At 61.8% G+C, this 25,315-nt stretch carries 24 protein-coding genes and 1 tRNA gene; 15 read left to right on the forward strand and 10 right to left on the reverse strand.

Annotation, left to right across the window (positions count from 1 at the left end):
- Window positions 1–58: 58 nt before the first annotated feature.
- The 4 genes from serS (at window position 59) to QTH91_RS04575 (ending at window position 3,965) form a co-directional block, all read left to right on the forward strand.
- The gene (gene serS / locus QTH91_RS04560) at window positions 59–1,390 is read left to right on the forward strand and encodes a serine--tRNA ligase (RefSeq protein ID WP_286658831.1); all 1,332 of its coding nucleotides are present in this window, start codon (window positions 59–61) and stop codon (window positions 1,388–1,390) included.
- 49 nt (window positions 1,391–1,439) lie between these two features.
- Window positions 1,440–1,530: transfer RNA gene (locus tag QTH91_RS04565), tRNA-Ser, on the forward strand.
- A gap of 175 nt (window positions 1,531–1,705) precedes the next feature.
- Window positions 1,706–2,926: a tyrosine-type recombinase/integrase gene (locus tag QTH91_RS04570; protein ID WP_286658832.1), complete on the forward strand. Its 1,221-nt coding sequence runs from the start codon at window positions 1,706–1,708 to the stop codon at window positions 2,924–2,926.
- Between the two features lie 97 nt (window positions 2,927–3,023).
- The gene (locus QTH91_RS04575) at window positions 3,024–3,965 is read left to right on the forward strand and encodes a hypothetical protein (protein WP_286658833.1); all 942 of its coding nucleotides are present in this window, start codon (window positions 3,024–3,026) and stop codon (window positions 3,963–3,965) included.
- A gap of 110 nt (window positions 3,966–4,075) precedes the next feature.
- Here the strand turns inward: QTH91_RS04575 and QTH91_RS04580 are convergent, their stop codons facing one another.
- The 4 genes from QTH91_RS04580 to QTH91_RS04595 are packed head-to-tail and all read right to left on the reverse strand — an operon-like array spanning window position 4,076 to window position 6,666.
- Window positions 4,076–4,774 (reverse strand): DUF6475 domain-containing protein, encoded by a 699-nt coding sequence (locus tag QTH91_RS04580; RefSeq protein WP_286658834.1) that lies wholly within the window; start codon window positions 4,772–4,774, stop codon window positions 4,076–4,078.
- A complete protein-coding gene (locus QTH91_RS04585; RefSeq protein WP_286658835.1) occupies window positions 4,761–5,690 on the reverse strand; it encodes a YdaU family protein in 930 nt (309 codons plus the stop codon). Before QTH91_RS04585 ends, QTH91_RS04580 begins: the two co-directional genes overlap by 14 nt.
- Complete coding sequence (locus QTH91_RS04590; protein WP_286658836.1) at window positions 5,687–6,439, reverse strand: phage antirepressor KilAC domain-containing protein; 753 nt, start codon at window positions 6,437–6,439, stop codon at window positions 5,687–5,689. The genes QTH91_RS04585 and QTH91_RS04590 overlap by 4 nt, the downstream gene beginning before the upstream one ends.
- Window positions 6,436–6,666 carry a helix-turn-helix transcriptional regulator gene (locus QTH91_RS04595; RefSeq protein WP_286658837.1) on the reverse strand — a complete coding sequence of 77 codons (231 nt, stop codon included), beginning with the start codon at window positions 6,664–6,666 and terminating at the stop codon, window positions 6,436–6,438. Before QTH91_RS04595 ends, QTH91_RS04590 begins: the two co-directional genes overlap by 4 nt.
- A gap of 423 nt (window positions 6,667–7,089) precedes the next feature.
- Between QTH91_RS04595 and QTH91_RS04600 the strand changes: the two genes are divergently transcribed.
- The 5 genes from QTH91_RS04600 (at window position 7,090) to QTH91_RS04620 (ending at window position 13,226) form a co-directional block, all read left to right on the forward strand.
- A complete protein-coding gene (locus QTH91_RS04600) occupies window positions 7,090–7,929 on the forward strand; it encodes a terminase small subunit (protein WP_286658838.1) in 840 nt (279 codons plus the stop codon).
- 675 nt (window positions 7,930–8,604) lie between these two features.
- On the forward strand, window positions 8,605–9,069 hold the full coding sequence (locus QTH91_RS04605; protein WP_286658839.1) for a DUF305 domain-containing protein: 465 nt from the start codon (window positions 8,605–8,607) through the stop codon (window positions 9,067–9,069).
- A 607-nt stretch (window positions 9,070–9,676) separates the two neighbouring features.
- Entirely contained in the window at window positions 9,677–10,540 is an 864-nt protein-coding gene (locus QTH91_RS04610) for a methyltransferase, TIGR04325 family (RefSeq protein ID WP_286658840.1), read from the forward strand.
- 113 nt (window positions 10,541–10,653) lie between these two features.
- A complete protein-coding gene (locus tag QTH91_RS04615) occupies window positions 10,654–10,935 on the forward strand; it encodes a heavy-metal-associated domain-containing protein (RefSeq protein ID WP_286658841.1) in 282 nt (93 codons plus the stop codon).
- A gap of 44 nt (window positions 10,936–10,979) precedes the next feature.
- Window positions 10,980–13,226 carry a copper-transporting P-type ATPase gene (locus QTH91_RS04620; RefSeq protein ID WP_286658842.1) on the forward strand — a complete coding sequence of 749 codons (2,247 nt, stop codon included), beginning with the start codon at window positions 10,980–10,982 and terminating at the stop codon, window positions 13,224–13,226.
- 30 nt (window positions 13,227–13,256) lie between these two features.
- Here QTH91_RS04620 and copD read toward each other — a convergent pair whose 3' ends face one another.
- The 5 genes from copD to QTH91_RS04645 all read right to left on the reverse strand — a co-directional run bounded on the left by copD (window position 13,257) and on the right by QTH91_RS04645 (window position 18,190).
- Window positions 13,257–14,174, reverse strand: coding sequence for a copper homeostasis membrane protein CopD (gene copD, locus QTH91_RS04625; RefSeq protein ID WP_286658843.1), 918 nt, complete (start codon window positions 14,172–14,174; stop codon window positions 13,257–13,259).
- Between the two features lie 6 nt (window positions 14,175–14,180).
- Entirely contained in the window at window positions 14,181–14,567 is a 387-nt protein-coding gene (gene copC / locus QTH91_RS04630; RefSeq protein WP_286658844.1) for a copper homeostasis periplasmic binding protein CopC, read from the reverse strand.
- 91 nt (window positions 14,568–14,658) lie between these two features.
- Window positions 14,659–15,234: a DUF411 domain-containing protein gene (locus QTH91_RS04635; RefSeq protein WP_390368398.1), complete on the reverse strand. Its 576-nt coding sequence runs from the start codon at window positions 15,232–15,234 to the stop codon at window positions 14,659–14,661.
- 50 nt (window positions 15,235–15,284) lie between these two features.
- Window positions 15,285–16,226 carry a copper resistance protein B gene (locus tag QTH91_RS04640; protein ID WP_286659617.1) on the reverse strand — a complete coding sequence of 314 codons (942 nt, stop codon included), beginning with the start codon at window positions 16,224–16,226 and terminating at the stop codon, window positions 15,285–15,287.
- Window positions 16,227–16,300: 74 nt separating this feature from the next.
- Window positions 16,301–18,190, reverse strand: a complete 1,890-nt coding sequence (locus QTH91_RS04645; protein WP_286659618.1) for a copper resistance system multicopper oxidase — start codon at window positions 18,188–18,190, stop codon at window positions 16,301–16,303.
- Window positions 18,191–18,440: 250 nt separating this feature from the next.
- Between QTH91_RS04645 and QTH91_RS04650 the strand changes: the two genes are divergently transcribed.
- From QTH91_RS04650 to QTH91_RS04675, 6 genes are all read left to right on the forward strand, one after another.
- Window positions 18,441–19,124, forward strand: a complete 684-nt coding sequence (locus QTH91_RS04650; RefSeq protein WP_286658845.1) for a heavy metal response regulator transcription factor — start codon at window positions 18,441–18,443, stop codon at window positions 19,122–19,124.
- Window positions 19,114–20,556, forward strand: a complete 1,443-nt coding sequence (locus QTH91_RS04655) for a heavy metal sensor histidine kinase (RefSeq protein ID WP_286658846.1) — start codon at window positions 19,114–19,116, stop codon at window positions 20,554–20,556. Before QTH91_RS04650 ends, QTH91_RS04655 begins: the two co-directional genes overlap by 11 nt.
- A gap of 683 nt (window positions 20,557–21,239) precedes the next feature.
- On the forward strand, window positions 21,240–21,368 hold the full coding sequence (locus tag QTH91_RS04660) for a hypothetical protein (protein WP_286658847.1): 129 nt from the start codon (window positions 21,240–21,242) through the stop codon (window positions 21,366–21,368).
- A 238-nt stretch (window positions 21,369–21,606) separates the two neighbouring features.
- Window positions 21,607–22,296, forward strand: a complete 690-nt coding sequence (locus QTH91_RS04665; RefSeq protein ID WP_286658848.1) for a DUF8453 domain-containing protein — start codon at window positions 21,607–21,609, stop codon at window positions 22,294–22,296.
- Window positions 22,297–23,106: 810 nt separating this feature from the next.
- Window positions 23,107–23,538, forward strand: coding sequence for a hypothetical protein (locus QTH91_RS04670; protein ID WP_286658849.1), 432 nt, complete (start codon window positions 23,107–23,109; stop codon window positions 23,536–23,538).
- A 127-nt stretch (window positions 23,539–23,665) separates the two neighbouring features.
- Window positions 23,666–24,181: a hypothetical protein gene (locus QTH91_RS04675; RefSeq protein WP_286658850.1), complete on the forward strand. Its 516-nt coding sequence runs from the start codon at window positions 23,666–23,668 to the stop codon at window positions 24,179–24,181.
- Between the two features lie 82 nt (window positions 24,182–24,263).
- Here QTH91_RS04675 and QTH91_RS04680 read toward each other — a convergent pair whose 3' ends face one another.
- Window positions 24,264–25,229 carry a hypothetical protein gene (locus QTH91_RS04680; protein ID WP_286658851.1) on the reverse strand — a complete coding sequence of 322 codons (966 nt, stop codon included), beginning with the start codon at window positions 25,227–25,229 and terminating at the stop codon, window positions 24,264–24,266.
- Window positions 25,230–25,315: the final 86 nt, after the last annotated feature.

A 25,315-nucleotide genomic window follows, 5' to 3' on the forward strand; every position in this document is an offset into this window, starting at 1 on the left:
TCCAAACGACGAAAGCCGTCGATCCTAGCCTTGCCTCGCCCCACCTAAAATCGCAAACATGCTCGATATCACTTTGTTACGCAAGGACTTGCCCAGCGTCGAGGCAGGCCTGCAGAAGCGCAAGAACCCCCAGCCCTATCTCGACGTGGATGCGTTCGCGTCGCTCGAATCGGAGCGCAAGCGCCTCCAGACGCGCACCGAGGAGATCCAGGCCAAGCGCAATGCGCTGAACAAGCAGATCGGCCCGCTCAAGGCCAAGGGTGAATCGGTCGATGCCCTGATGGCCGAAGTCAACGCGCTCAAGGCCGAACAAGAAGCCGGCGCACAGCGACTGGAGCGCATCCAGCCCGAGTTGCACGCATTGCTGCTGGCGGTGCCCAACCTGCCGCACGAGAGCGTGCCGCTTGGCGAGGACGAGCAGGGCAATGTCGAGATGCGACGCTGGAGCCCTAAAGATGGCATCGGCGGCAGCGCGACGCCGCTGGGCTTCACGCCCAAGGACCATGTCGAATTGGGAGCGCCGCTGGGCCTGGACTTCGAGACCGGGGTCAAGCTTTCCGGCTCGCGCTTCACGGCCATGAAGGGCCCGATCGCAAGGCTGCATCGTGCTCTGGCGCAGTTCATGCTCGACACGCAGACCGAAAAGCACGGCTACACCGAGTGCTACGTGCCTTACATCGTCACGGCCGAGACGCTGCGCGGCACCGGCCAGCTGCCCAAGTTCGAGGCTGACCTGTTCGCCGCCAACAAGGGCGGGCAGGAAGGGGAGGCCACTTCGGAGGCCAACGCGCTCTACCTCATTCCCACGGCGGAGGTGCCGCTGACCAACTTCGTGCGCGACGAGGTCGTGCCCGAGGCCACGCTGCCGATCAAGCTGACGGCGCACAGCCCCTGCTTCCGTTCGGAGGCCGGCAGCGCCGGTCGCGACACGCGCGGCATGATCCGCCAGCACCAGTTCGACAAGGTCGAGATGGTGCAGATCACGCACCCCGAAAAGAGCTACCAGGCGCTGGAAGAGATGACCGGCCACGCCGAGGCCGTCCTGCAGGCGCTCGAACTGCCTTACCGGGTGGTGCTCCTGTGCAGCGGCGACATGGGCTTCGGCGCGACCAAGACTTACGACCTGGAAGTGTGGCTGCCCGCGCAGGATACCTACCGCGAGATCAGCTCGGTGTCGAACTGCGAAGCCTTCCAGGCGCGCCGTCTGCAGGCGCGGTTCAAGAACGCGCAGGGCAAGAACGAACTGGTCCACACGCTCAATGGTTCCGGCCTGGCGGTGGGACGGGCACTGGTGGCGGTGCTGGAGAACCATCAGCAGGCTGATGGCTCGATCCGGGTTCCGGCCGCGTTGCAGCCCTATCTGGGCGGGCTGGAAGTGATCAAAGTCTGAAAAGACTTGGGCGAAAATCCTGTTAGAATCGCAGGCTCGACCAAACACCGGAGAGGTGGCAGAGTGGTCTAATGTACCTGACTCGAAATCAGGCGTGGGTTCATAGCCCACCGAGGGTTCGAATCCCTCCCTCTCCTCCAGGTATCGGTCCAAGGTAGTCCACCAAAGACCACGAAACCTCCTAAGAGCCCCGCCAGACGGGGCTTTTTTGTGCACGGTTGTCCGCAAACGTTCTTTGACAGCCTACGCAAAATGGGGGCACGATTGGGGGCATTCCCGGCACTTTTATGCCGTGCCTCCAGAAAATGCCCCCAAATGGCCCTCACGGACACCGCCTGCAAGAACGCCCGTTGCGGCGAAGATCGACCCTATCAACGATTCTCGGACGCCGGTGGCCTGTACCTTGAGGTCACAGCGGCGGGAAGCAAGCTCTGGCGCTGGAAGTACCGCTTCAACGGAAAGGAGAAGCGCCTCGCGATCGGCATGTATCCCGAAATCTCGCTGGCGCAGGCGCGCCGGGCCCGCGATGACGCGCGCGACCTGCTAAAGGCGGGCACCGATCCGGTGCAGGCCAAGGCGGACCGCAAGCTGGCCGACCGCGTGAAGTTGGAGAACACCTTCGAGTCGGTGGCGCGTGCCTGGTATGACCACTGGAAGGGATCGAAGTCTCCGCGGCACGCCGACTACGTGCTGCGCCGCCTGGAGGCCGACGTGTTCCCTGAGCTCGGCCGCCGGCCTATTGCCGACATCACGGCGCCGCAGTTGCTCGCGGTGGCCAAGAAGATCGAGAGCAGAGGCGCGGTCGACATCGCCAAGCGCGCCTGGCAGACCTGTGGCCAGATCTTTCGCTACGGTCTCGCCCACGGGCTGCTGGAGCGCAACCCCGCAACGGACGTGAAGCCGTCCGATGCCCTCAAGCCGAGGAAGAAGGCCCACTTCGCGCGGCTCGACGCCAAGGAGATGCCAGAGCTGCTGCGCAAGATCGAGGCCTATGCCGGCACGCCTGTCACGCGGCTGTCCATGAAGCTGATGGCGCTGACCTTCGTGCGCACCGGAGAGTTGATCGGAGCCCATTGGGATGAGTTTGATCTGGAGAAGGCCAAGGAGTGGCGGATCCCGGCTGAGCGTATGAAGATGAAGACGCCGCACATCGTGCCGTTGTCGAAGCAGGCGATCGAGGTCTTGCAAACCATCCACGAGCTGCGCGGGCTGTCGGGCCTGCTATTTCCAGGTGAGCGCGACCACGACAAGCCCATGAGCAACAACACGATTCTGGCCGCGCTGAAGCGCATGGGCTACGGCGGCCGCATGACAGGCCACGGCTTTCGTGGTGTTGCCTCGACGATCCTCCACGAGCTGGGCCACCGCCACGACATCATCGAACTGCAGCTGGCGCACCAGGAGCGCGATGACGTCAGCGCGGCCTACAACTTCGCGACCTACTTGCCGCAGCGCCGGAAGATGATGCAGGCTTGGGCTGATCACCTTGACATGCTGCGCGCTGGGGCGAAGGTGATCCCCTTCAAGGCCGCGTAGAACAGTTTTGCCCCAGCGTAGGCCGACGGGCCGAAGGCGGGTTTCCCTGACCCGTCCGCTGGGGCTTCTTCTTCGGGGGAGCACTTCGGGAGTGCCGGTGTCAGACGAAAAACTGTACGGGGCTAAGGCGGCCGAGCGGATATTTGAGCTTGTGGTCATCGGCGAGGACATGGAGCGTCGCGCAGATGGAATATTTGCGCGCCAGACCTTTCTCGATGCGGCAGCAGCGCTCCCGGATTTGCGCTGGAATCCTCAATGTGCGCTACAGGATTTGGACCCGCAGGAGGCGCTGCTGCTCCCCATCCCGTTCTCTGCGACGGATTTGGCGGCATTCCTGCTGTGCCCCATCGTCCAAGGGGGAGGGCGCGGTTGCCAGGAGCTTAGGGAGTGCCTGACGGACGTCCAAGACGTTGTAGTCCTCCGCGCAGTGAATGGGGCCGACATGGAACTCAAGCGGGCGCAGCAGGTGGTGGGCGAGTTTGATAGCGCGCCGGAGGACAAAGCCAATCGGTGGGCCGATGCCTACAACGAACGCCGCGATCTGGACCGTGGCCTCTTGGCAATTTCGAACGTGGCAACCAACGGCTTCGCAGACGATGAGTATCGAGAGCGAATCGGTAGGGTCAACGCTCACGTGGAGCGGTTAAAGAAGGGGCTCCAGGCCGCCCGTCGACAGGCCGACGAACACAAGATCGATTGGCTCAACCGCATGGCGCGCGCGATCTACCGGCGCCCCGACCTTTCGGCAGAGAGTGATGCGCCCAATCCGCACTCTCCAATTACCGCCGTCGTGCCAAGTTCCGACAGAGTGGACAGAGGGATTTCCAGAAAGCGACTGGTTGAGCTTCACAAGGACCGTTGGTCGACGATCGAATCCGACCTAAGCCACGCGGCTACAAACGGACTCTCCGCCGCCAAGGCCGGTGCGCGCAATTGGCATGAAGACCAGGCGGTGACTTGGGCGAGGGAGAGAGGCAAATACAAGGAGTCCTGCACGCTGGTGGGCCTACCAACGCGGAAACATAGGATCTCGCATTGATGCCCCGCGTCCCTTGCGCGCGCCGCCCGGCGGCGGGCCGCCGCACAGCACAGCGCGGTAGTGGCGGCAGTTGGCGCACGGCGTCTCGGTGTCAGCACCGTGGACGCTCGTCATGACGTGCCCTCCGCGCGGTCCGGCGTTACTTCGATCATGTCATCGTTGCCGGGTCGGCGGTGCGGCAGCGCCAGCGCGGTCAACGCGCCGAGGGAGGCAAAGGTGATCGGTGTCTTGCCGTTGGACTTGCCTCCCTGGTAGACAAGCGCGCAGAGCTTCGGATCACCCACGATAGCAGGCTTCGGGACCGGCAAGCCCTTGCGTTCGTACTCGTGATCAGGCGAGCGATCGCCCATCAACCGGCGGGGGTGATCGAAAGCGCCCCGGCCAATGTAGGCGGTGTAGGCTTGGCAGAAACGATGCTGCAGGTAGCTCAGATCCTTCATTTCCGTGCGGCACGCTTTCGGCCATCCGCCTACGTCCTCGATCACAGCGTGGATGGCTGGGTCATCGAACACCACATCGGTGTACGCGCCAACCCGGGCCATCGCGTCAAGAGCCTTGCCCCAGGCGAGGTTGGCGCGGTCGGTGTGCGTGCCCTGCAGGATGCGCACGATATCGGCCACCTTCGGTGCGAACTGGCCCCGCTCGGGGTGGGTGGCGTGTACCGTCATCGCCTTAGACACCTGCTCCAGCTCAAACGGCTGGCACGCCTGCCACCACACGGAAAGGGTGAACTCGCTCGCTGGCTGGCGGTAGTAGGCGAGCGCATCGGCTACCAGCGCTACGAGCGCGGGCTTGTCATCGGGGCGCATTGATGGCCTCCCTTGCAAGAAATCGTTGTGCAACGGCTTGATTCGAGGCTTCCAGCGCCTCCAGCGCGTTGGGCTTGGACTTCGGCGCGCCGGCCGGCGGCATGGCTGCGGCCAGCCACTCGAGCGGCTGCAGCGGCTTCTCGCGCAGGCAGTCGCGCAAGGCATTGACCAGGGCTTCATCGCCATGACCCTTGCGTAGCCCGCCGAGGAACGAGCGGGCCTGCTTCTCTGGCGTGCCTGCGTTGATCAGCAGCGGCACGCCGTAACCGAAGATGATCTCGTCCGGCGTCAGCGGCGGCTTGCCGCCCGAACCGATAGGTTCGGAATAAGGAGGTTGGGTATTGGGGAGTGGGTACTGGGGATTGGGTACTGGGTATTGGGTAGCCGTTGCAGGCGTTGCTGGTGCCGTTGCTGGTGGCGTTGCAGTTCCCGACACCTGCAACGCCTGCAACGTTTCAGGTGCCGTTGCAGGTCGCGTTGCGGGAATGCACGCCACCAACTCGCGCAGGTCCTTCGTCGGGATGTTCCACGGGGCGTGCTGACCGGCGGCATTGAGCTGAGCGAACAGCATTGAACGCTCGTCGCGGTGACGCTTCAGGCGCGTCGCCTCGTTTGCCTTCTTGGCCTCGCGCTCCGGCTCGCCCGCCTGATAGGCGGCGATGGCCTCGTCGCAGCGGTCCTGGTGCCAACCGTCTGCGCGCAACTCGAAGAATTCGTGCAGCACGGCGTCCACCGCCGCGCGCTCCTCGTCGGACCGAGCGCCGACCAGACGCTGCACGCGATCAATCTCAGCCGGAAGCGCGCGCTCAGTGGCGTAGTACTTGCGGATCAGGCGGCTGTAGGCACCGTCTTCGAGGATTGACAGGTGCGCCGTTGCCTCTGCGTAGTCGCCGATGTGGTGCTCGAAGAAGTTCAAGCGGAGCCTCCGATCTGCACCAGGACATTGCGTTTGCCCCACTCACCAGCAATCCACTGAACGCCCTTCGGGGTGAACTTCGCCTGATTGAATGCATGACTGATGCCGTTGCCGTGTTCGGCGGTACCCGCCTTTACGGCGAACCTTTTGGCATCCAGGTGCTGGGCCTTTGGGGTGAGCACGCCCGCGAGTCGGTACATGGGGCCGTCCTCGCGCGTCAGCCACTCGATGAATTGCCGCTCATTGGCGCCGAGCAGCTTCGCCACCTCGCGCACGCCCCTGTTGCCGGTGCTGACGGCGTATCGGTCGTGGAACTCGACCTTGGGCGCGGCAGCCACCAGCGCGGCAGTCTGCCGTTCGATCTGCTCGGCCTGTTCTGCGGCGAGGCGCAGCGCCTGCGCCATGGTCTGGGGGACGCGAGGTGTCGCTGCAGCTTCCAGCTCCTGCCAGCGATCGACCAGACGGGCCGTGAACTCGGGCGAAAGCTGTGCGACGATCACGCAGCTGTCGCGCTTGCCCACCGAGTACTCGCCAACGGCCTGGCCGAGATGGTTCTTAACTTCCACCATTGGCGGAAGTTGAATCACGCCCTTCGCGGCGAGCCGCTCGATGGTCAGCTTGACGCTGTCGTGCCGCGACTCGACCAGATCCGCGATCTCGCGACTGCTCATCGTCAGCAGGAGCGCGCCGGTCGGATTGCCCAAAGGCTTGCCGGTGGCGGCGATGATGATCTTGTTGCCGTTCGTCATTGCGACTCCAGCCAGGCGGCGACATCGCCGGCGCGCCAACGAGAGCAGCGCGTCGACAGCGAGATTTGATGGGGGAAGGAGCCTTCCTTGACGCGGGCGTAGATCGACGAGCGGCCGAGGCCAGTCAGAGCTTGAACCGTCTCGATGCGCAGCAGCGCGGCAGGGTTGGATGCGGCCTCGACGGGTTGCTTGAAACGCGATCTCTTGGCTTGTGCGGGTGTGTCCATATGCGGCCTCTAAGAGATGCGCATTGGAAAAACAAACGCTGCTTGCGAGTAGTTTGAGAGATTCGAGCGAGAACTATGCGAGATCTTCGGTTCTCGCAGAATCGCCAATTGACAGGACCCTGGGCGTCGCCCCCCTAGGGTTGGGGCCAAGCCTTCCTACGCAGACCATCCAGGTACGCACCAGGGCACCACCCAGCGCCCCCGGGACAGTACAGGAGATACGTCAATGGGTCGACCGAGGCTCGCCGGTGGAGCGACCTCCCTTGCGGACGATCTCAGTATGCGAGAAGCTTGGCCATGTGAATGATCACCCTTCACCACAAGCTTTAGCTCGACCGGCGAGCCTCTCACCCCATCGCCTGCTAGTGGACCACTTTGGTATCCAAGAAGCGTTCACCCAATCAAAGCGAGAGAAAGGCGAAGATGCCGAAGGACAAGGGCGTCCCAAATCCAGCAACCAATTGCAAGGTCTCAGCAGCGCCAGCGCCGCCCTTCTCGAAGTGGAAGCGCGTGAATGGTGAATCCCCCGCACGTCCTTCAGAGGCCGAGCGCCTGCTAACCGCCAATGAAGAGCGCTTCTGCCAGGAATACCTGATCGACCTCAATGCCACGCAGGCCTACATGCGCGCGCGGCCAGGCGTGAAAGTGACCACCTCCAGCGTGGAGGGGGCGAAGCTCCTTAGAAATCCGCAGGTGGCCGCCCGAATCACAAGGCTGATGGCCGAGCGCTCAGTGAAGACCGGCATTACGGCCGAGCGCGTGCTGCAGGAACTGTGGGCGATCGCCAGTGCAGATCCGCGAGAGTTGGTAGAGCACATCGTCGGCTGCTGCCGGCATTGCCATGGCGAGAGGTTCAGGCACCAGCGCACGGTGGGCGAGATGCAACGCGACCGCGCGGTCTGGCTGGAGAAGGGCAATGACGGGGCGGAATTCGATGAGCACGGCGGCATCGGCTTCGATCCACGCAAGGCGCCAAATCCCGAGTGTCCCGAGTGCTTCGGCAGGGGCCACGGGCGGACCTTCTTGGGTGACACCCGCAAGCTGTCGGCGGCCGCGGCTGCGCTCTACGCTGGCGTGAAGGAGTCCAAGGAAGGCTTCGAGGTGAAGATGCACTCGAAGCTGGACGCGCTCGAGAAGGTAGCCAAGCACATCGGCCTGTATGAGAAGCACAACCAGCAGAAGGCCGACCCGCTGGGCTCGCTGCTGGCTGCCATCGGCCGCTCGGCGCTGCCCGTGGTGAAGGAGCCGCCGCGCGATGACTGACCGCGCGCTCCCTGGCCGCCCCGACAAGGCGATGCCTCGGAGGGGAATGGCACGCGACAACCAAAGGTCGATGCGTAGTAGCCAGGAGGACGACGAGTGGGGGATTGTGGCGAGTTCACACAGGACTTTGAGCACACGGTCGACGCAGCGGCTGAGGCCCACGTAGAGGTGCGGACCTACGAGGTTGAGCAAGAGCGGAGGGGCGGGCCATACTTAAGGATCGCCAAGTGGCTCTCTCCACGATGGGGATGCGATGCTCAAGCCCGCAATGCCAGCTGAAAACGTAGGCAAAGAAAGGCCGCCGTGTGCCGCCCCGGCCGGCTTCGATTGTTGTCGGACCCGCCAACCTGCGTCAGCAGACATGTTGTGGCAATTGTTGTACCCATCAATTGCAGCCGGGGCGGACCGAATGGACTTCGATATCGCGGCGCTTGAACTTGCGTGCGGACTGCGAATGGCAGGAACGGGCCCCGAGCCGACGGCGGCTGTTCGCTGAAGAAGTGACCGGTTCATCACCGGAAGCCGGCGTTTCCTTTGCATCGCCTCCCGCCTTGGGGCTAGCGCAAGCCTTCTGTCCAAGGCCGTGTCTGGATCTACCGGTGTCCTCCTACTTTGAAAGACATCCGTAAAGAGTACTTTTCCAGGGGCACTCTCACCGCCTGGAAGGACCATACGATGACTAAGACAAACCCTTATGTTCGCTTTGCCGCGATGGTTGGTGCATCGACTGTCGTGATGTTCGGTCTGATGTACTTGAACACCTACGAACTTGACCATGTGTATTTCAGTGAGACAAGAGCGTACATGGCCCTCCTGATGGGTGCGGTCATGGCGCTTGTCATGCTGGCGTTCATGACGCACATGCTTCAAAACCGGTCGCTGAACATGGCCATCGCCATTGGCGCAACGTTGGTTTTTGCCGCTTCGCTCTGGCTGGTGCGCAGCCAGGCCACAGTCGGCGAGGTGAGCTATATGAAAGCCATGATCCCGCACCATTCCATCGCCATCATGACAAGTCGACGCGCCACGATTGAGGATCCTCGCGTACGCAAGTTGGCCGACGGCATCATCGACGCACAAGTTCGGGAGATTGCCGAGATGAAGCAGCTCATTGCTGAGCTATCCGAACGAAAGAATTAGGCGATTTGGCTTTCACCGGCGGGCCGGTTGCCGCACTTGATCTGGGCAAACGCGATCACTACACTGAAGCATGCGCCGCCTTGTCGTAGTGCTGATGATTGTCATTGCGACCGCTTCTCAGGCCCTTGGGATTTCGGGCCGAGGAGACGCGCTTGCCCACGAGGACAACGACGCGCATTTGGTTATGCATTGGCAGGGCATTTCACATCATCATCTCGAGAACGGATCCCTGGCGAGTGATGACTCTGAGAGTTCAACGCAGCATCGGTTGGTGGACCATATCTTGACTGCTCCGGGCGTGGCTTCGTTCGTCCCCGCGCCGTTGCCATCCCTTCCCAGCGCACGACCGATCCGCCCCATCTCCGTGATGGCAACGGATCCCGATCCTTCCGGACTCATGCGGCCTCCTCGGCTGGCGGCACATTCGGTTGCCGCATTTCCTGCTGCTTAGCGCCCGTCCGGAACCAGTCGGCGCTTCTCGCCCGTATCGGGAAGCGGCGCTCAGGCGCTCATTCGTTCACGCTGCGTGCATCCACGTCGAATACCTGCTCGCACACAAGCGCGCAGGCCTTTTGCGCGGCTGCCTGCCGAGGAGTACTCGATGTCAATGTATGAATTCGTCCGGGCCTCGCGCGCGATCGTCAACGGCCCGTTGTTTCGATCCTCCAGGCTGAAGTGGGAGCGATCGCAGTTTCTTTCACCACAAAATCTCGGTGCTCACTTCGGCGTCTATCGGGACTTCGCAGAGGCATGGCGAGCGCTCCCGCAAAGTCCTGGCTTCAACACGGATGCGCTGGTGCACGAGTACGTTGACGTACGCACAAAGCGAGTATTTGAGTATGACTACGCCATCATGCACTGGCTGGAAGGGGCGTTTCGGATGGGCGCAACCCATGTACTCGACATTGGCGGATCGGTAGGGGTGCATTACTACGCCTATCGTCGCTATCTGACGATGCCAGCGGGGTTGACTTGGGAAATCGTCGAAGTTCCGGAAATCGCCGCGATCGGCCGTCAACTGGCTCGAACCAACTCAGCAAAGGCGCTTCACTTCACAACGGATCTGCAGGCGGCGTTGAGCTCCAGTGCTGAGGTTTGGCTGTCGTGCGGCGCAATCCAGTACTTCGAGGATGCTTACCCTGCGACGCTTCTCGCCTTGAGTGCCAAACGGCCCGCCCACATCCTCTTGAACAAGCTGCCTCTTCACAACGGCGAGGCCTTCGTCACAACTCAGAATCTCGGTTTCGGGTCGTTCTCGCCTGTCCATATCTTCGATCGATGTCGCTTTGTCAGAGCCATCGAAGCACAGGGATACAAATTGGAGGACTGTTGGGACGTTCATGAGAGATCCATGTACATACCTGGTCATCCCACGCGATCATTTGCTACGTTCTCTGGTCTCTACTTCGTTGACACGGGCAAGGTTGGTGTCCCCGCGCAAGCGCCTACTACTTCGCCAGCGTCCCGATGATCCGCGTCAACGCCAGTCATGCTCGATATTTCGCTCCAAGCAACATCGCCTCTTGACATTGACATGATGGCAAGGTTGAGACTGATGTTCTCAACTTGAAAGGATACCTTCCCATGCCATCCTTGCGTATCGACGACATGACGTGCGGGCACTGCGCCAGCGTCATCAAGAACGCTGTTCTCGGAATCGACGCTTCCGCAAAAATTGAGGTCGTCCTGACCGAGCGCTTGGTTCACGTAGAGTCAACTCGCGCAGATGTCCACGCGATCAGCAAAGCAATTTCAGGTGCTGGCTATTCTGCGGTCCCCGTTGCTGTCTCGGAACCGATTCCCAGCGAAGCTCCGGGCGCCAGTCGAGGCTGCTGCGGCTGCGGCGCGACCGCGTCGAACGGTTGACCTCGCGCGCAGCAATGCTCGCTCGATAACAGGAGACCAATCAGATGCCCACCCTTGGCCCGCAGCGCAACGACCATCCCACTCACGACCATGGCGGGCATCACCACCGCCCGGCCCCTGAAATGGACCGCAGGGCACCCGGATCAATGCCGTTGGCCAAGGCGTCGCCCGGCGATGAGGCGGAATACACCTGCCCCATGCACCCGCAGGTGCGTCAGATCGGGCCGGGCCACTGTCCAATCTGCGGCATGGCCCTCGAACCCGTGCTCGCAACAGCCGAGCAAGGACCGAGTCCAGAATTGAAGGACATGACGCGGCGACTGTGGATCGGCACAGCGCTGACCTTTCCGGTTTTCGTGCTGGAAATGGGGGGGCACCTTACCAATCTCAACCACTTCCTCGGTCAGCAGTTGTCGAACTGGGTTCAGCTGATTCTTGGGACGCCCGTGGTCCTGTGGGCAGGTTGGCCGTTTTTCGTCCGAGCAGCGGCTTCGCTGAAGAACCGCAGTCTGAACATGTTCTCGCTGATCGCGCTCGGCACGGGAGCCGCTTGGCTCTACAGCATCGTCGGGACGGTGGCGCCCCAATTGTTCCCGAGCAACCTCCGGCTTGAAGGTGGCGCGGTGGCGGTTTACTTCGAGGCCGCGGCCGTCATCACCGTACTGGTCCTGCTTGGGCAGGTGCTAGAGCTGCGGGCACGGGAAAAGACCTCGGGCGCTATCAAAGCACTGCTGGGACTTGCACCAAAGTCTGCCGTGAAGGTCAAGACGGACGGCAGCGATGAAACTGTCCCGGTCGACAGCATTCAAGTGGGCGACCATCTTCGCGTTCGCCCCGGCGAAAAGGTGCCCGTGGATGGTGAACTGACCGAAGGCAAGGGGACGGTGGACGAGTCGATGGTGACCGGTGAACCCATGCCCGTCGCCAAGACCATCGGTTCGCAGGTCACCGCAGGCACGCTGAATCAGACGGGTGGCTTCGTCATGCGCGCTGAGAAGGTGGGCGCCGACACCCTGCTGTCTCAGATCGTTCACATGGTGGCGGCGGCGCAGCGAAGCCGAGCGCCCATCCAACGCATGGCTGATCAGGTGGCGGGCTGGTTCGTGCCTGCGGTCATCGCGGTGGCTGCCTTGACCTTTCTGGCCTGGTTGGTCTGGGGGCCATCGCCCGCGTTCAGCTACGCACTGATTGCCGCTGTGGCAGTACTGATCATTGCCTGCCCTTGTGCATTGGGGCTGGCAACGCCGATGTCGATCATGGTCGGCGTCGGCAAGGGCGCCCAACTTGGCGTCCTGATTCGCGACGCCGAGGCGCTCGAGAAGATGGAAAAGGTCGACACCCTCGTGGTCGACAAGACGGGCACGCTGACCGAAGGGCGTCCCAAGGTTGTGCACATCGAAGCTGCGCCGGGTTTCGACACGAAAGAAGTCCTTCAGAACCTGGCGAGCGTCGAGCGCGCGAGCGAACACCCGCTGGCGATGGCAGTTGTGGCCGACGCCCTCGAGCGCCAACTGACGCTGTCGCCGGTAACGGATTTCGACTCACCTGTTGGGAAGGGCGTTGTCGGCGTGGTCGACAGTCAACCCATCGTATCGGGAAGTGCAAAGTTCCTGGCGGAGAACGCCATCGACACCGGCTCCCTCGCCGACTCGGCGGAGCATCAGCGCACCAAGGCGGCCACGGTCATCTTCGTCGGCATTGGCGGCAAGTTGGCCGGTTTCGTTGCCATTGCAGACCCCATCAAGCCCACCACGCCATCAGCGCTCAAAAGCCTGAGGGCGGCGGGAGTGCATGTCGTCATGTTGACGGGGGACGGCAAGACCACGGCAGAAGCGGTCGGCCGGGAACTGGGAATCGACGATGTCGTTGCGGAAGTTTTCCCTGAGGACAAAGCCGCGGTGGTCAAGCGCCTGCAGTCGCAAGGACGAGTGGTCGCCATGGCAGGGGACGGGGTGAACGACGCGCCCGCACTAGCGCAAGCCCAGGTAGGCATTGCAATGGGCACAGGCACGGATGTGGCCATGGAAAGCGCGGGCATCACCCTTCTCAAAGGCGACCTGTTGGGTATCGTGCGCGCACGCACGCTCTCGCAAGCGACGATGCGCAACATTCGGCAGAACCTGTTCCTCAGCTTTGCGTACAACGTCGCTGGCATCCCCTTGGCAGCGGGGGTGCTCTACCCGTTGTTCGGCCTGCTGCTGTCGCCGGTCGTCGCAGCTGCCGCGATGGCCTTATCTTCCGTCAGCGTCATCGCCAACTCACTTCGCCTTCGGGCAGCGGAGGTCGATTGAGGCTTGCGCTCGCACTCGCCTTGCGTGCCATCAACGGCCGGGAGACAGCACGCCGAGCCATGCAACACACGCGATGACCAGTGTTGACAAACCTGCCTCAACGAACAGGCTCCTACGTAGCATCTTGAAGGCCCGAAGATGCTTGCCGGTGGTGAGGGCCAGTTCGAGCTGTGGGGTCAGCGCGAAGCGATTGGCAGCTGCAAGAACAACCATTCCGGCAAATAGCACCAATTTCAACCCGAGCAATGCACCGTAGCGCGTGTTGAAGATCGGCTCGACGTTCGCGCCCACAATCGCCAAATAGTTTAAGACCCCGGTCACGACGAGAGCGACCACGATGGTCGTGCCAACGCTCGAAAAGCCCTTTGACAGCGTGCGCAGCACCTCCACAGATTGAGGCGTGGCCCGTCGGGGCCCGGCCAGCATGACGAAGGCGAAAAGGGCCCCAACCCAGGCTCCGGCCGCCAAGAGGTGCACAACATCGGCGATCAGGTGCAAATTTCCTTGCATACCTTCGCTCATGGCGCCATGGCCCGACCATGCCAACGTAGCTAGTGCGACAGCGCCCAGGCCGCTCATCACAGTCAGGCGACCTTTAAGGGAAACGCTCAGGAGCCCGATCCCGACGAATGCCGCAAGGGCCGACAGGCGAACGAGCCAACTGGCCCCAACAGGCGTCTGAAATAGGATGGTTCTGAATACTTGGTCGTTCAGCTCACCGAAGGTCTCGACGCCTACCAGAGTCTTGGCGAGTGCCACCAGCGCGCCAATGGAGAGCAACATTGCCAGCAGCGCACCCAATGTTGCCGCGCGGGCAAAGCGCGGTGCGACCGAGACCCAGCGGCTTTCCATACGAAATGCATAGACGCCGAACAACGCGATGCCGAACGTCGCGGCCAGCGCAAGGTAAAGCGCGAAGCGAAGCGAGATGGTGATCCAGTCCTCCACGAGGGCTCATTTCACCTTGAAGGTCAGCCGGCCTGTTACCGGATGGGTGTCGGAAGAGACCGCGCGCCAATCCACCCTGTAGTCGCCGGCGCCCAGAGAACTGTTCGGCCTGATGACCATCGTCTTACCGTCTCCCGCGGCGGCGACGCTGACCCCAACCTTCATCGCGCCGTGATCCGGCATGCCGGGCATCCCGGTCATCGTCAGCGTCGCGCCTGAGAACTGCGCAGTCAGCGTCTCAGAGAACTTCAGTTCGATGGCGGCAGGCGCCGCCACTTCAGACTTGTCGGCAGGAGAACTTGAGAGCAGTTCCGGGTGGGCAAACGCCGCGGTGGCGAACATCGCGGCGGCGACCGCTATGGCCGCACCAACGTAGGTACGTGAATACTTCATGGTGAATCCTTTGTTTGTTGGTAGGGGAATGAGGGTTGCGTAACGACCCGGGTGCCCGACGGTGTCGTGCGAATCCGCTGAGACGCTTCGGTCAACGGTACGAACGGTAGACTTCACTGGTCCCGTTCTTCTGAATCAAAAGGACGTCGTAGGGGTCATTGCGCCCACCGTAGGCGGGACCGTCCATTCCCGGAGAGCCAACCGGCATGCCAGGGACGGCGAGGCCCCGCGCGTTGGGGGCCTGTCTCAAAAGGCGTTTGATCTCATCGGCAGGCACGTGGCCCTCCAATGCGTAGGCACCGACCGAAGCGGTGTGGCACGAACCGTACTGGCGGGGAATGCCCAGGGACGCCCGTGCAACGTTGTTGCCCTCATCAGCGATTTCCACCTGGAAGCCTTCCCTCTTGAGGTAGGCAATCCAGTCGTTGCAGCATCCGCAGTTTGGATCCTTCCAGACCCTCACGACTTGGTTGTGCGTCTCGGCCATGCCGGTAGCCGCCACGGATGCCAGCAGCACGCCAGAAAGGCAGCGGAGCACTGCAGCCCAAATGCTCGCCGCGTCGCGCCGTCGCTGCCGCTGCCGCAGAGCGAGGGCCGTGCCGGGACGCCAATCGTTCGAGAGTGATCGAGCGGCGGAGACTGTGGAGATGGGGCGCGCTTTCTTCATGGAGGTCCAATGAGCTGCAGGTCTTGCATGAGCATGGCAGGAAAACGTTGTCAGAACCAGAAGCGAACACCGGCCACGAAGCGTGTCTGCTGTGCTCGTCCGCCATCGGCCCGAACATAGTCAGCCGTCGTGCCGAACGATCCAGCGCGCTCGATGCCGGCGTATGGTGCAAACTGACGGCTGATTTCATACCTCAACCTCAGTCCGGCGGACGCCTCTGCCAGGCCGCTGCCGATCCGCCGCTCAGGGTCGTCGCTGCCGTAGAACTGCATTTCGATCTTCGGTTCGAGGATCAGTCTTTGCGTGATCAGCAGTTCGTAACTTGCTTCGAGCCGAAGGGCCGTCCTGCCACCGTTGCTGACATAGGCCGTGGCGTCTAACTCGAACCAGTAAGGGGCCAAGCCCTGAATTCCGAAGGCCAACCATTGGCGACTGGGGCCTTCGCCATTGTCCAGTCGAACTCCGAGCTGAGCGTCCCAGTACGACGCGATGGCATGGCCCCAGAGCAGTTCTGTACGCGACTCTTCCAGCTTGCCATCGGCGACATCGCCTTCTGCCTTCACGACCACACGGTTGTAGGTCGTGCCGTACCAGCCCTGAAGATCGTAGCCCATGCTGTCCTCGCCCTTGCGTGCGAACCGCTGCTCCAGTGTCTCGCCGAGAAGCGCACCGAAGTGGTGCTCGTCGGCCAGCATCAGACGGGGAACCCCAGGCACCGCGTAGTCCCCTTCCCCAAGCTTCAGGCCGTTGGAATAGGCATGCGGGTCGCGCGCATCCACAGGGGCCGAACCGCCCTGCATCTTCATGTCGCCGTGTTCCATTGCCGGAGCCGGAGCCGGGGCTGCGGATGAGGCGGAGGCCGCCTCATGTCCGTCGTGTGGAACCGTCGCCGCGGGCGCGGCAGGCGCCTGCGGCTGCGCCGCAGTTGCGCCATAGTGCGCACGATGATCTTTGGGCGTGACCCCTTGAGCTCGGGCGTTCACAGCAAACATGGAGGCAACAAGCACGGCCAGCGCCGGCAGATGTCCTGGATTGAACATTTGGGTGTTCCTGTTCTGGCTTGGGCTCACGACACCACGACCTCGCGGAACATACCTGCGTCCATGTGAAACATCAGATGGCAGTGCCAGGCCCAGCGTCCGAGCGCGTCGGCCGTCACGAGGAAGCTGATGCGCTGCGCAGGCTGCACGGACAATGTGTGTCGGCGCGCGAGGAACTTCCCGTCAGCACTCTCCAGCTCGCTCCACATGCCATGCAAGTGCATGGGATGCGTCATCATCGTGTCGTTGTGCAGGATGACCCGAAGCCGCTCGTTGTGGCGGAAGTGCACGGGCGTGGAATTGCCGAACTCAAGCCCGTCGAGCGACCAGGTGTAGCGCTCCATGTTTCCGGTCAGGTGCAATTCGACTTCGCGCCCAGGCCCACGGCTGTCCATGGGCCCACCCGGCGTGTGCAAGTCGGCAAGCGTCAGCACCCGACGTCCGTTGTTGCGTAGGCCGATGCCAGGGTCATCCAGATTGGTACGCGCCATATCGACACGCATGTCGGTGCTAGCGCCGTACTCAGTTCGTGCATGGCGCGCGCGGGCCGAGGGCACTGCGAGACCGTCCGATGCAGCGGCGTGCTTGCTGTGATCCATGGCCATCGCACCGTGATTTATGCCTTGCATGGCACCATGATTCATGCCGCCCATGGAGCCGTGGTTGATGGCGGGCACGGCGCTGTGATCCTTCCCACTCATGCCGGTCATGCCGGTCATGCCGGTCATCTCCATGTCGTCGCTGGCTGAAGGACCATGGTTCATGCCGCCCATCATGTCGGCCATGGTCAGCCACTGCGCCGGATCGAGCGCGGGGACAGGTGCCTGCAGGCCTTCGCGTACGGCCAGCGTGGCGCGCGCGTAGCCAGTCCTGTCCATCGCCTGAGCAAAGATCGTGTAGGCGTCGTCTCGGGGCTCGACGATCGCATCGATTGTCTCTCCGGGGCCGAAGCGAAACTCGTCCACTGTGATCGGCTCAACGTCCACTCCGTCGACATGCACGACTTTCAGCCTCAGGCCGGGAATACGCACGTCATAGAAGGTGTTGCCAGCGCCATTGACCATGCGCAGCCGCACGCGATCGCCAGCCTTGAACAGAGCGGTCCAATTGCCGGCCGGCGCTACGCCATTGGCAAGATAGGTCAAAGTCTTCGCGGAGAGGTCGGCCAAGTCGGTCGGGCTCATGCGCATCTCGTTCCACATCTTGCGCTTGGCCAACGCCGCTTGCAGTCCATCTTGGGACACGTCACGGAAGAAATCGATGGCGGTGGGTTGGTTGTAGTTGTAGTAGTCGCCCTGCGCCTTGAGCTTGCTCAGGACTCGCATCGGGTCTTCGTCGGTCCAGTCCGAGAAGAGAACGACATGGTCCCGGTCGGCCTGGATGGTTTGAGGCCCGGCCGGATCGATGATGATGGCGCCATACATGCCGGTCATTTCCTGAAATCCGGAATGGGAGTGGTACCAGTAGGAGCCGCTTTGCTGGACCTTGAAGCGGTAGGTGAAGGTCTCCCCGGGCGCGATGCCTTTGAAGCTGATCCCCGGAACGCCGTCCATCTGGAAGGGCAAGATGATCCCGTGCCAGTGAATCGAGGTTGCCTCGGGCAAGCGGTTCGTCACACGGATCGTCACCTCTTCGCCCTCGCGCCAGCGCAAGGTCGGCGCCGGCAGCGACCCGTTGATCGTCGTGGCGATGCCAGGTTGGCCGGTAAAGTTAACTGGAGTCTGGGCGATCACCAAGTCGAACGTGTTGCCGCGCAGAACGGGCGCCGTGCCACGGCTGAGACGCTCAGTTTGGGCGAGAGCCTTCATGGCCGGCAGCGACAGGCTGCCGAGAACGCCGCCAGCGGCCAGCCCCTGGACGAATCGGCGCCTGCTCAAGTTGGCCATCGGGAAGGGAAGTGTGTTTGGAGCTGCCATGTCGATTTTCTTTTCGATGTCGTTGCGAGCGGCACTGCCTTTTGGCGCCTTCAAGGACGCCTGCCGTCGCGCATCGGGGAGCACCTTAAGGAGCCGGCGCTTTCCCTCGAATGACCCGCGCATTACATTCACGCAACGTTGGCGTCATCTTCTCGGAAGGTTGATTTCGGTAAGGTCGTTCGCCCTGCGTGACTGGGTGACCGCCGGGGCCTCATCTCCCATGCAGGGTCGCATAGGCAAAGGGAAAACGATGAAGCTGCTGGTCGTCGAGGATGAGAACAAAACAGCCGACTACGTGCGGCAAGGACTGACTGAAGCCGGGTTTGTCGTGGACCTGGCTCGCAACGGCTTGGATGGCCATCACATGGCCATGAATGAGTCCTACGACCTCGTCGTGCTGGATGTGATGCTTCCTGATGTGGACGGCTGGCGAATCGTTCAGGCCCTGCGCCAAGCCGGCAAGCAGATGCCCGTCCTGTTCCTCACTGCGCGAGGCAGCGTCGACGACCGGGTCCGGGGACTGGAGTTGGGCGCGGACGACTATCTGGTCAAGCCGTTCGCCTTCTCCGAACTACTTGCGCGAGTACGCACGCTGCTCAGGCGCGGGCAATCTCCCGCACAACCCGATCAGGTGCAGATTGCGGATCTGGTGCTTGATCTTGCTCGACGACGTGCGACTCGCCGCGGCCAACGCATCAGCCTGACCCACAAGGAGTTCGCGCTTCTCGAACTGCTGGCCCGCCGGAAAGGAGAGGTCTTGCCAAGATCGTTGATCGCCTCGCAGATCTGGGATATGAACTTCGACAGCGACAGTAACGTCATTGACGTCGCCATCCGGCGCCTTCGCGCAAAGATCGACGACGCTTTTGAACCGAAACTCATCCAAACAGTGCGGGGAATGGGCTACACCCTGGAGCCGCCAGATGGTGAGTAGGACCGGCATCAAGTCGGCGCGGCCGGCATCCCTGTCCTTGCGCGTGACGATGCTCGTGGGAGTATCAACGTTGCTTGTGTTTCTCGCTTTCAGTTGGCTTGTAGCTCGGGCGATGGAGCAACACTTTGCCGATCAGGACGCAGGGGAACTACAGGCAATCGCAGAGGCCGTGCTCGGCGTTCTTGCGCAGCGCGACAGAGAGGTTGGAGAAGATCAACTACAGCAAGACCTGTCTGCCATCGGTGTGGGCCATCACGGCATCGCTTACAGCGTATTCGATGATGCAGGGCGGATCGTATTTCGTGGGGTCGGACCGGATCTCGGGCCAATCGCTCGCCAGCAAGCGCCAGTTCAGCGCATCGATTCGAACAATCTTGCCGTTTGGCATCTACAGGGCAAGACCTATCGCGGCGTTGTTCTCGGCACGGCAAGCCGTGCAAGTTCGAACAATCGAGACTATCGGGTCGTCGTGGCGATGGACATCGATTTTCATGTGGCCTTCCTGCGCAGCTTCAAGCACATGCTGTGGCTTTCAACCGCGCTTCTCGCTTCGCTTGCCTTTCTTGCGGCCTGGCTGGCAGTCCAACTCGGGCATCGGCCCATACGCAAGGTTACCGAAGACATCGGCGCCATTCGCTCGTCGCGACTCGACGCGCGGTTGGACCCCCTCGCCGTTCCCGTCGAACTACGGGACTTGGCAAACTCGTTTAATGAGATGCTCGGTCGGATCGAGGAAGGCTTTGAAAGGCTTTCAAACTTCTCTGCCGACATCGCCCACGAACTCCGCACGCCGCTAACCAACCTGACCATTCAGACACAGGTAGCGCTGAGTCAGCCACGGTCTCAGGAAGACTACCGAGAGGCGCTCTACTCCAACCTGGAGGAGTTCGAACGAATGGGGCGAATGATCGGTGACATGCTTTTTCTGGCCCAGACGGAGAACGATCCGAAGAATCTGCGGCTAGGCCCAGTTCGCATTGACGAATTGGTAGAAGTGTTGACGGACTACTTTGGGGCCCTGGCGGAAGAGGCCGGTGTCGAATTGCGCGCAGTGGGGAAGACAGGGCCTATTCAAGCGGATCGCGACATGATCATGCGGGCCATCGGAAACCTTGTATCGAATGCCGTTCGCCACGCGGCGCGTGGCACTTCTGTCACTGTTCGACTTCGGCAGGACCATGGCCTCACCTTCATCAGTGTCGAAAACTGTGGGGAGATTGTTCCGCAAGAGCACCTTCCCAAGCTGTTTGATCGCTTCTATCAGGTGGACCCGTCGCGGCAACGCAAAAATGCCGGAGCGGGGCTGGGCTTGGCAATTGCGAAGTCGATCGTCGAGGCCCATGGTGGCACCGTTGCAGCCTTCTCTACAGAGACGCTGACTCGCTTCGAGTTGGTGCTGCCTCAAGAGACCCGAACGCATACAACCTTGTGAGTCGAAGGTTGGGGGGCAACCGCAAGGGCAATCACCCTGTCAGTGCCAAACTGCGAGCATCGCAATACGACTTGCCTCTTGGTCTGCAAACGGTGGGGTAGCGGCCACTCAGATGGCGCTACGCGGATGGCCGTTCGTGGCCGACTGCGGCAGTTGGACGACCGTAGCAGGCGGCCCGATTCCGCCGGTCATGGGCTCTGCCAATGAAAACGAGCGAAGCCGGTTTTGTTGGCGGGCGGTCCTCCGAGCCTGGGTTCAATGCAAGCTAGGCCCATGGGCAATTAGCGGGCCGCTGGGGAATCTGGGGTGTTTTCCGGCGTCGCCGAGGCCCGCGCACTGTCTACGAAAGTCCGGGTCCAGTTCCCATATTTGGTTCAGTCAGCGCGCGGGCTGGGTGTGAGTGTACTGGCGTCATGTGCCGCAGCAGGCTATATGGCTACAGGAACGGGGTCTCAGGGCCTTCCCATCTATTGGGGCGCGCGACCCTTGGAAATCCTCAGGTTCACGGCTGTTTCGGGGATGGGCTCGCCGGCACTCGGCGACCACGGACTACGATGGCGGCCAGGTGGTCAGACGTGCAAACCGTTCTAACCACAACGCACACCCCGGACGGGACCTGCAATGGCTATCCCGATAGTCGCCCCATCCGGGGCATCCATCGCGCAACACCATGCCGGCAAAACATGGTGCTCGACAAACAGGAGGACCTTGCCCTCCGAGCCGCGCTGCGACTGCTTGCGCTGGCGCAGCAGCGCGTCGGGGCGCTATTCGAGGGATATTCGAACTTGCACAAGAAATCGGTGGCCGGATGAGTGCCGCGCGCGCTCGGCGTTGGCACCCTTGAGCCCGTTCGGCCGCCGCCGGCCGGCCAAGCCGCTTCGGCACAGCGGCTGACATGGTCGATCGCCTTGACCTGCGACCGCTGGCGCAGCGCAAACACCGACGGCCCGTGGTGGCGCTTCCGGTGAGTCGCCCAGAGGTGCGGAGCCGACTCCGTTGCGAAAGGCAGTATTCAGCCAAACTCATGTGGCCATGAGACGGAGGGATTCGGTGGATCAATTGCCTGGCTGGGCCAATGCGGTCATCGCAATCGGTGGTGCGATTGGAACGCTCGTGACGGCCGTCGCGACGTTCTTCTTGTGGCGAGTGACGAAAACGCTGGCGCGAGAAACCACCCGGATGGCAGAGGCCTCGGCCCAGCCCCATGTTGTGGCGACCTTGGCCCCCAATCGTTGGTCCATGATTCATTTCGACCTTCACGTCGACAACACCGGCAATGCCACTGCCTACGATGTCATCCTTGCCTTTGAACCTCCTTTGATCGGCGGGGAAGGGCGCGGACATGCCTCTGAAGTGCCATTCCAAAAGATCAGCGTCCTGAAGCCCGGCCAGGGGCTATCCAGCTATCTGAGCGAGTATCGATTGCTGGACGGAAAGAGCTTTCGTGTGTCCATCAGCTGGAAGCGTGATGCCGCGCGGGCCGAGCGCCAGCACAACGAGTACACCCTCAGCATTGCGGATCACGACGGGACCGTCCGCCTTGGCGACGAGCCGCTCCTTGAGATCGCCAAGCACATTGGGAAGCTGGAGGCGAGCTTGTCGCCAGTTGCGCGGGGATCGCGGCGCGCCGAGGTCGATGTGTTCATGAGCCTGGATAGGCTGCGTGAGCGCCGCAACCTCGAACGAAAACGTCGAGAGTGGAAACGGCGCCAGGAGGAGAAAAAAGACTCTGGCATTTGAGGCTCGTTCATCTGCAGACGATGCGGGGACCATCGTCTCGGCAGTTCTCCCGTCGGTGCCAATCACCCGGGATCGCCCAGATACTGGCGTCAGCGAGGGGCAGCGGCAATGGCTAGCGAGAACCTGTCAAAACTCGACATTGACGCTTCAGCCAAACTCCAGCCACGCCGCTCGCCCTTCGCCCGCCTCGCACGGCTTGGGCGCCCGTCTGCATACGCCGGCGCAGAGCTCCTGATTCGCGATGGCAGGTGATATCGTCGCCCCTTCAGTGAGGTTGAACATGGGCGGAGAACCATTTTCCGGCGACGCTGATGTGCCGTCGCTCCGGCCACCACTTGGCTGGAGGGCGTCGATCAAGGTGACCCAGGACAGGCAAGGGACCTGGGGTGGCCAGGTGGAGCTTTTTGAGGGCGACAAATTGCGGTGCCGCATGAGCCTGTCCGGTGTCGGCAGAGACGAGGCTTCCGCGGTACAGGCCTGCCACGGTCGCATTGCGCAATGGCTGTCGGACTACGTGACTCGCCCGCATTCCGGCGATTCTGGGTTTGCTCAGCTGTAGGGGCCTGGCTTGACGGTCAAGGCTTCACACCATCGTTCTCGTCCAATGAAGGGGTGAGGTAAGTTTGTGGCTGGAAGTACCATTGAGGCTTGTGGAGATTGACACAATGAGCAACCGAGTGCCTGTGTTTAAGGATTGGAAGCCAGTTTCCCCAATGCCGCCTGCTGCGCCAGCGCCAGCTCCGGCGCCCGCGCCGAAGTAGGCCGCCTATGGCGGACGGGCCTCCGGTTCGACTTCATGGGCACGCGCTTATGGAAGTCAGATTCGCTGTTTGCTATGGCGAATTGAATGAGCGGTTCTGGAGTCAATTCGACACGCTCCTCACTGTCGTCCAAGCCATCTCGGGATCGCTGGCACTTGCCGGGGTGTTTGTCCCAGGGGGGGCGCTCACGGCACTTGCCGGTGTGGTGTTGGCGGCAATCAGCGGTGTCCAGGCTGGCTTGAAGCCGCGCGAGCGCTCGATTGCATTTCGGGATGCGCGCCGTCAGTTCGAGGACCTGAACATGGACGCCGCAAGACTCGATCTCGCGACGTTGGATCGAAGGTTGGAGACACTGCGGCGCGATGCTCCGCGTGGGTTCCAATCGCTGCTTCGACCTGCAGAACATCAAGCCCTGCGCCAGCATGGTTACCCTGGCCTCACTCTGACCCGCTGGGAGCGCTTCATGTGCTTCTGTGCCTAGAGCAGTTGATTGGCGGCGCGAGGCCCCGCTATCTTCCGCGCGCGCTGAGCATTGGATCCAGGTGGTCCGCCACAGACTGGCCCAGCGCGGCCAATCGTCGAGGCGCGGCTAGCATTCGCGTATGCGCTTGTTTTTCATTCCCCTCGTGATGCTTGCTGCGGCGGCCCATGCCCAGCAGGTCTACCGCTGCGGCAACCAGTACAGCAGCGAGCCATGCGGCGGCGGGAAGGTGGTCGATGTCTCGCCGGCCGTACGTAGTCCTGATGCTGCAGGTTCCGCCCAGGTCTTCCTCTGCGTCAGCAACAGCGGCTCGCGGTTCTGGTCTTCCGAGCACTGCCGCGAACGCGGCGCCCAGATTGACCGGATCGAGTCGGTGCCGGCCGGTCTGCCATGGGATCAGCAGGTGCAAATCGCAGACCAGCAGACGCGACAGGGCTACGCGATCCAGCGCAAGAATATGGAGCAGCGGGGCGGAGCGACAGCTGGGACCACGGGTCGAGACCCAGCGCGCTGCGCGCACTTTAACCAGCAAGTGGACTACTACGACCGGCTGGCGCGCCGGCCGCAAAGCAGCGTATCGCAGGGATGGGTCGCGGAGCGGCGGAAGGAGATACGGGACCAGCAGTTCAGGTCAGGATGCTAACCGTCATCCGATGATCAACTTGGCGCCATCCGCGATGCCGCCCAGCCGTCGCTGGCGGGGCTTGAGCAGCCAACATTGCGCCTCAGTCATCCTTGTTCCACTGATGGGCGTGGTATCCGCACAGGCCATTGTTCTCTTGGTCGAAGGGGCCGAGCGCCTCGCCACATACCACGCACTCGGTGTGTGAGAGACTGGCGGAGCAATTGACGCATGCGCCTTCTTGGAACACAAATGTCTCCAAGCTGCACTCATGACAGGTCGTAGTAGCTGGCTCCCCCCCGTCCTTCGCGGCGCTGTAGTTGTCGGAGTCGTATGTCTCATTGCATGCGTCCTCAATGAGATCGCCAAAGCTCGATTCATGGCCGCAACTGACGCACTTGAATTCAAGGTACTCTTGATGTTCGACTTCAACGTCGAGCGGCTTGAGTAGGTCGGCGCCGCATTCCGTGCAACAGAACTTTTCCGAGATGGCGCCAAGCGCCTGAAACTCCCATTTGATCTCGCCCATCGCGAGCTTGCATGCATCCTTCTCTGCCTGATACACAGCAGCTTCTTCAAGCAAAACGGACCAAGTTACGTCTCCCAATAGGGAGCGCGGATCCTCCTTCAGTTCATTGGAAATGAAGCTGCTGATTACGGTGAAAGTATCGGCGACCATTTTTTTCATCTCTGCTGCAGTCGCTGAGTCCTTGTAGTGCTCCAGGCGGTTGCGCAGTTCGACGATTTTGTCGACGGTCGCCCAGTCGACATTGATCCCTAATGCCTTAAACCGGACCTTCAAGTCCATCACGTCAGCTGTCTTCTTCCCTTGACCGACAAACTCTATGCCGTGGGCGGTCATCTTTGGGACAATGTCCTTCTTGATCAGCACCTCATCGGAGTTGGGGGGTGAGAGATCTCGTAGCTTTTCTTTAAACAGAAGCAGAATTCCCGCCACCATGTTCCTGACTGTCGACAGAGCGCGCCGCGGATCGTCGGACTGGAAGTCCTCGACGGCAATCTGTAGCGACGAAACTGCGTTCGCCTTTATGGTGTCAGTCGTACTCATGCTTTGATGGAAGGGTCTGTCCCAAAATTCGCAGGGTGGGATACTGTTTGTGGATGGAGCTAATCGAAGAGTCGATAGGCCCTGTC

Source organism: Variovorax dokdonensis (assembly GCF_030316895.1).
In the GTDB taxonomy this organism is placed as follows: Bacteria; Pseudomonadota; Gammaproteobacteria; order Burkholderiales; family Burkholderiaceae_C; genus Variovorax; species Variovorax dokdonensis.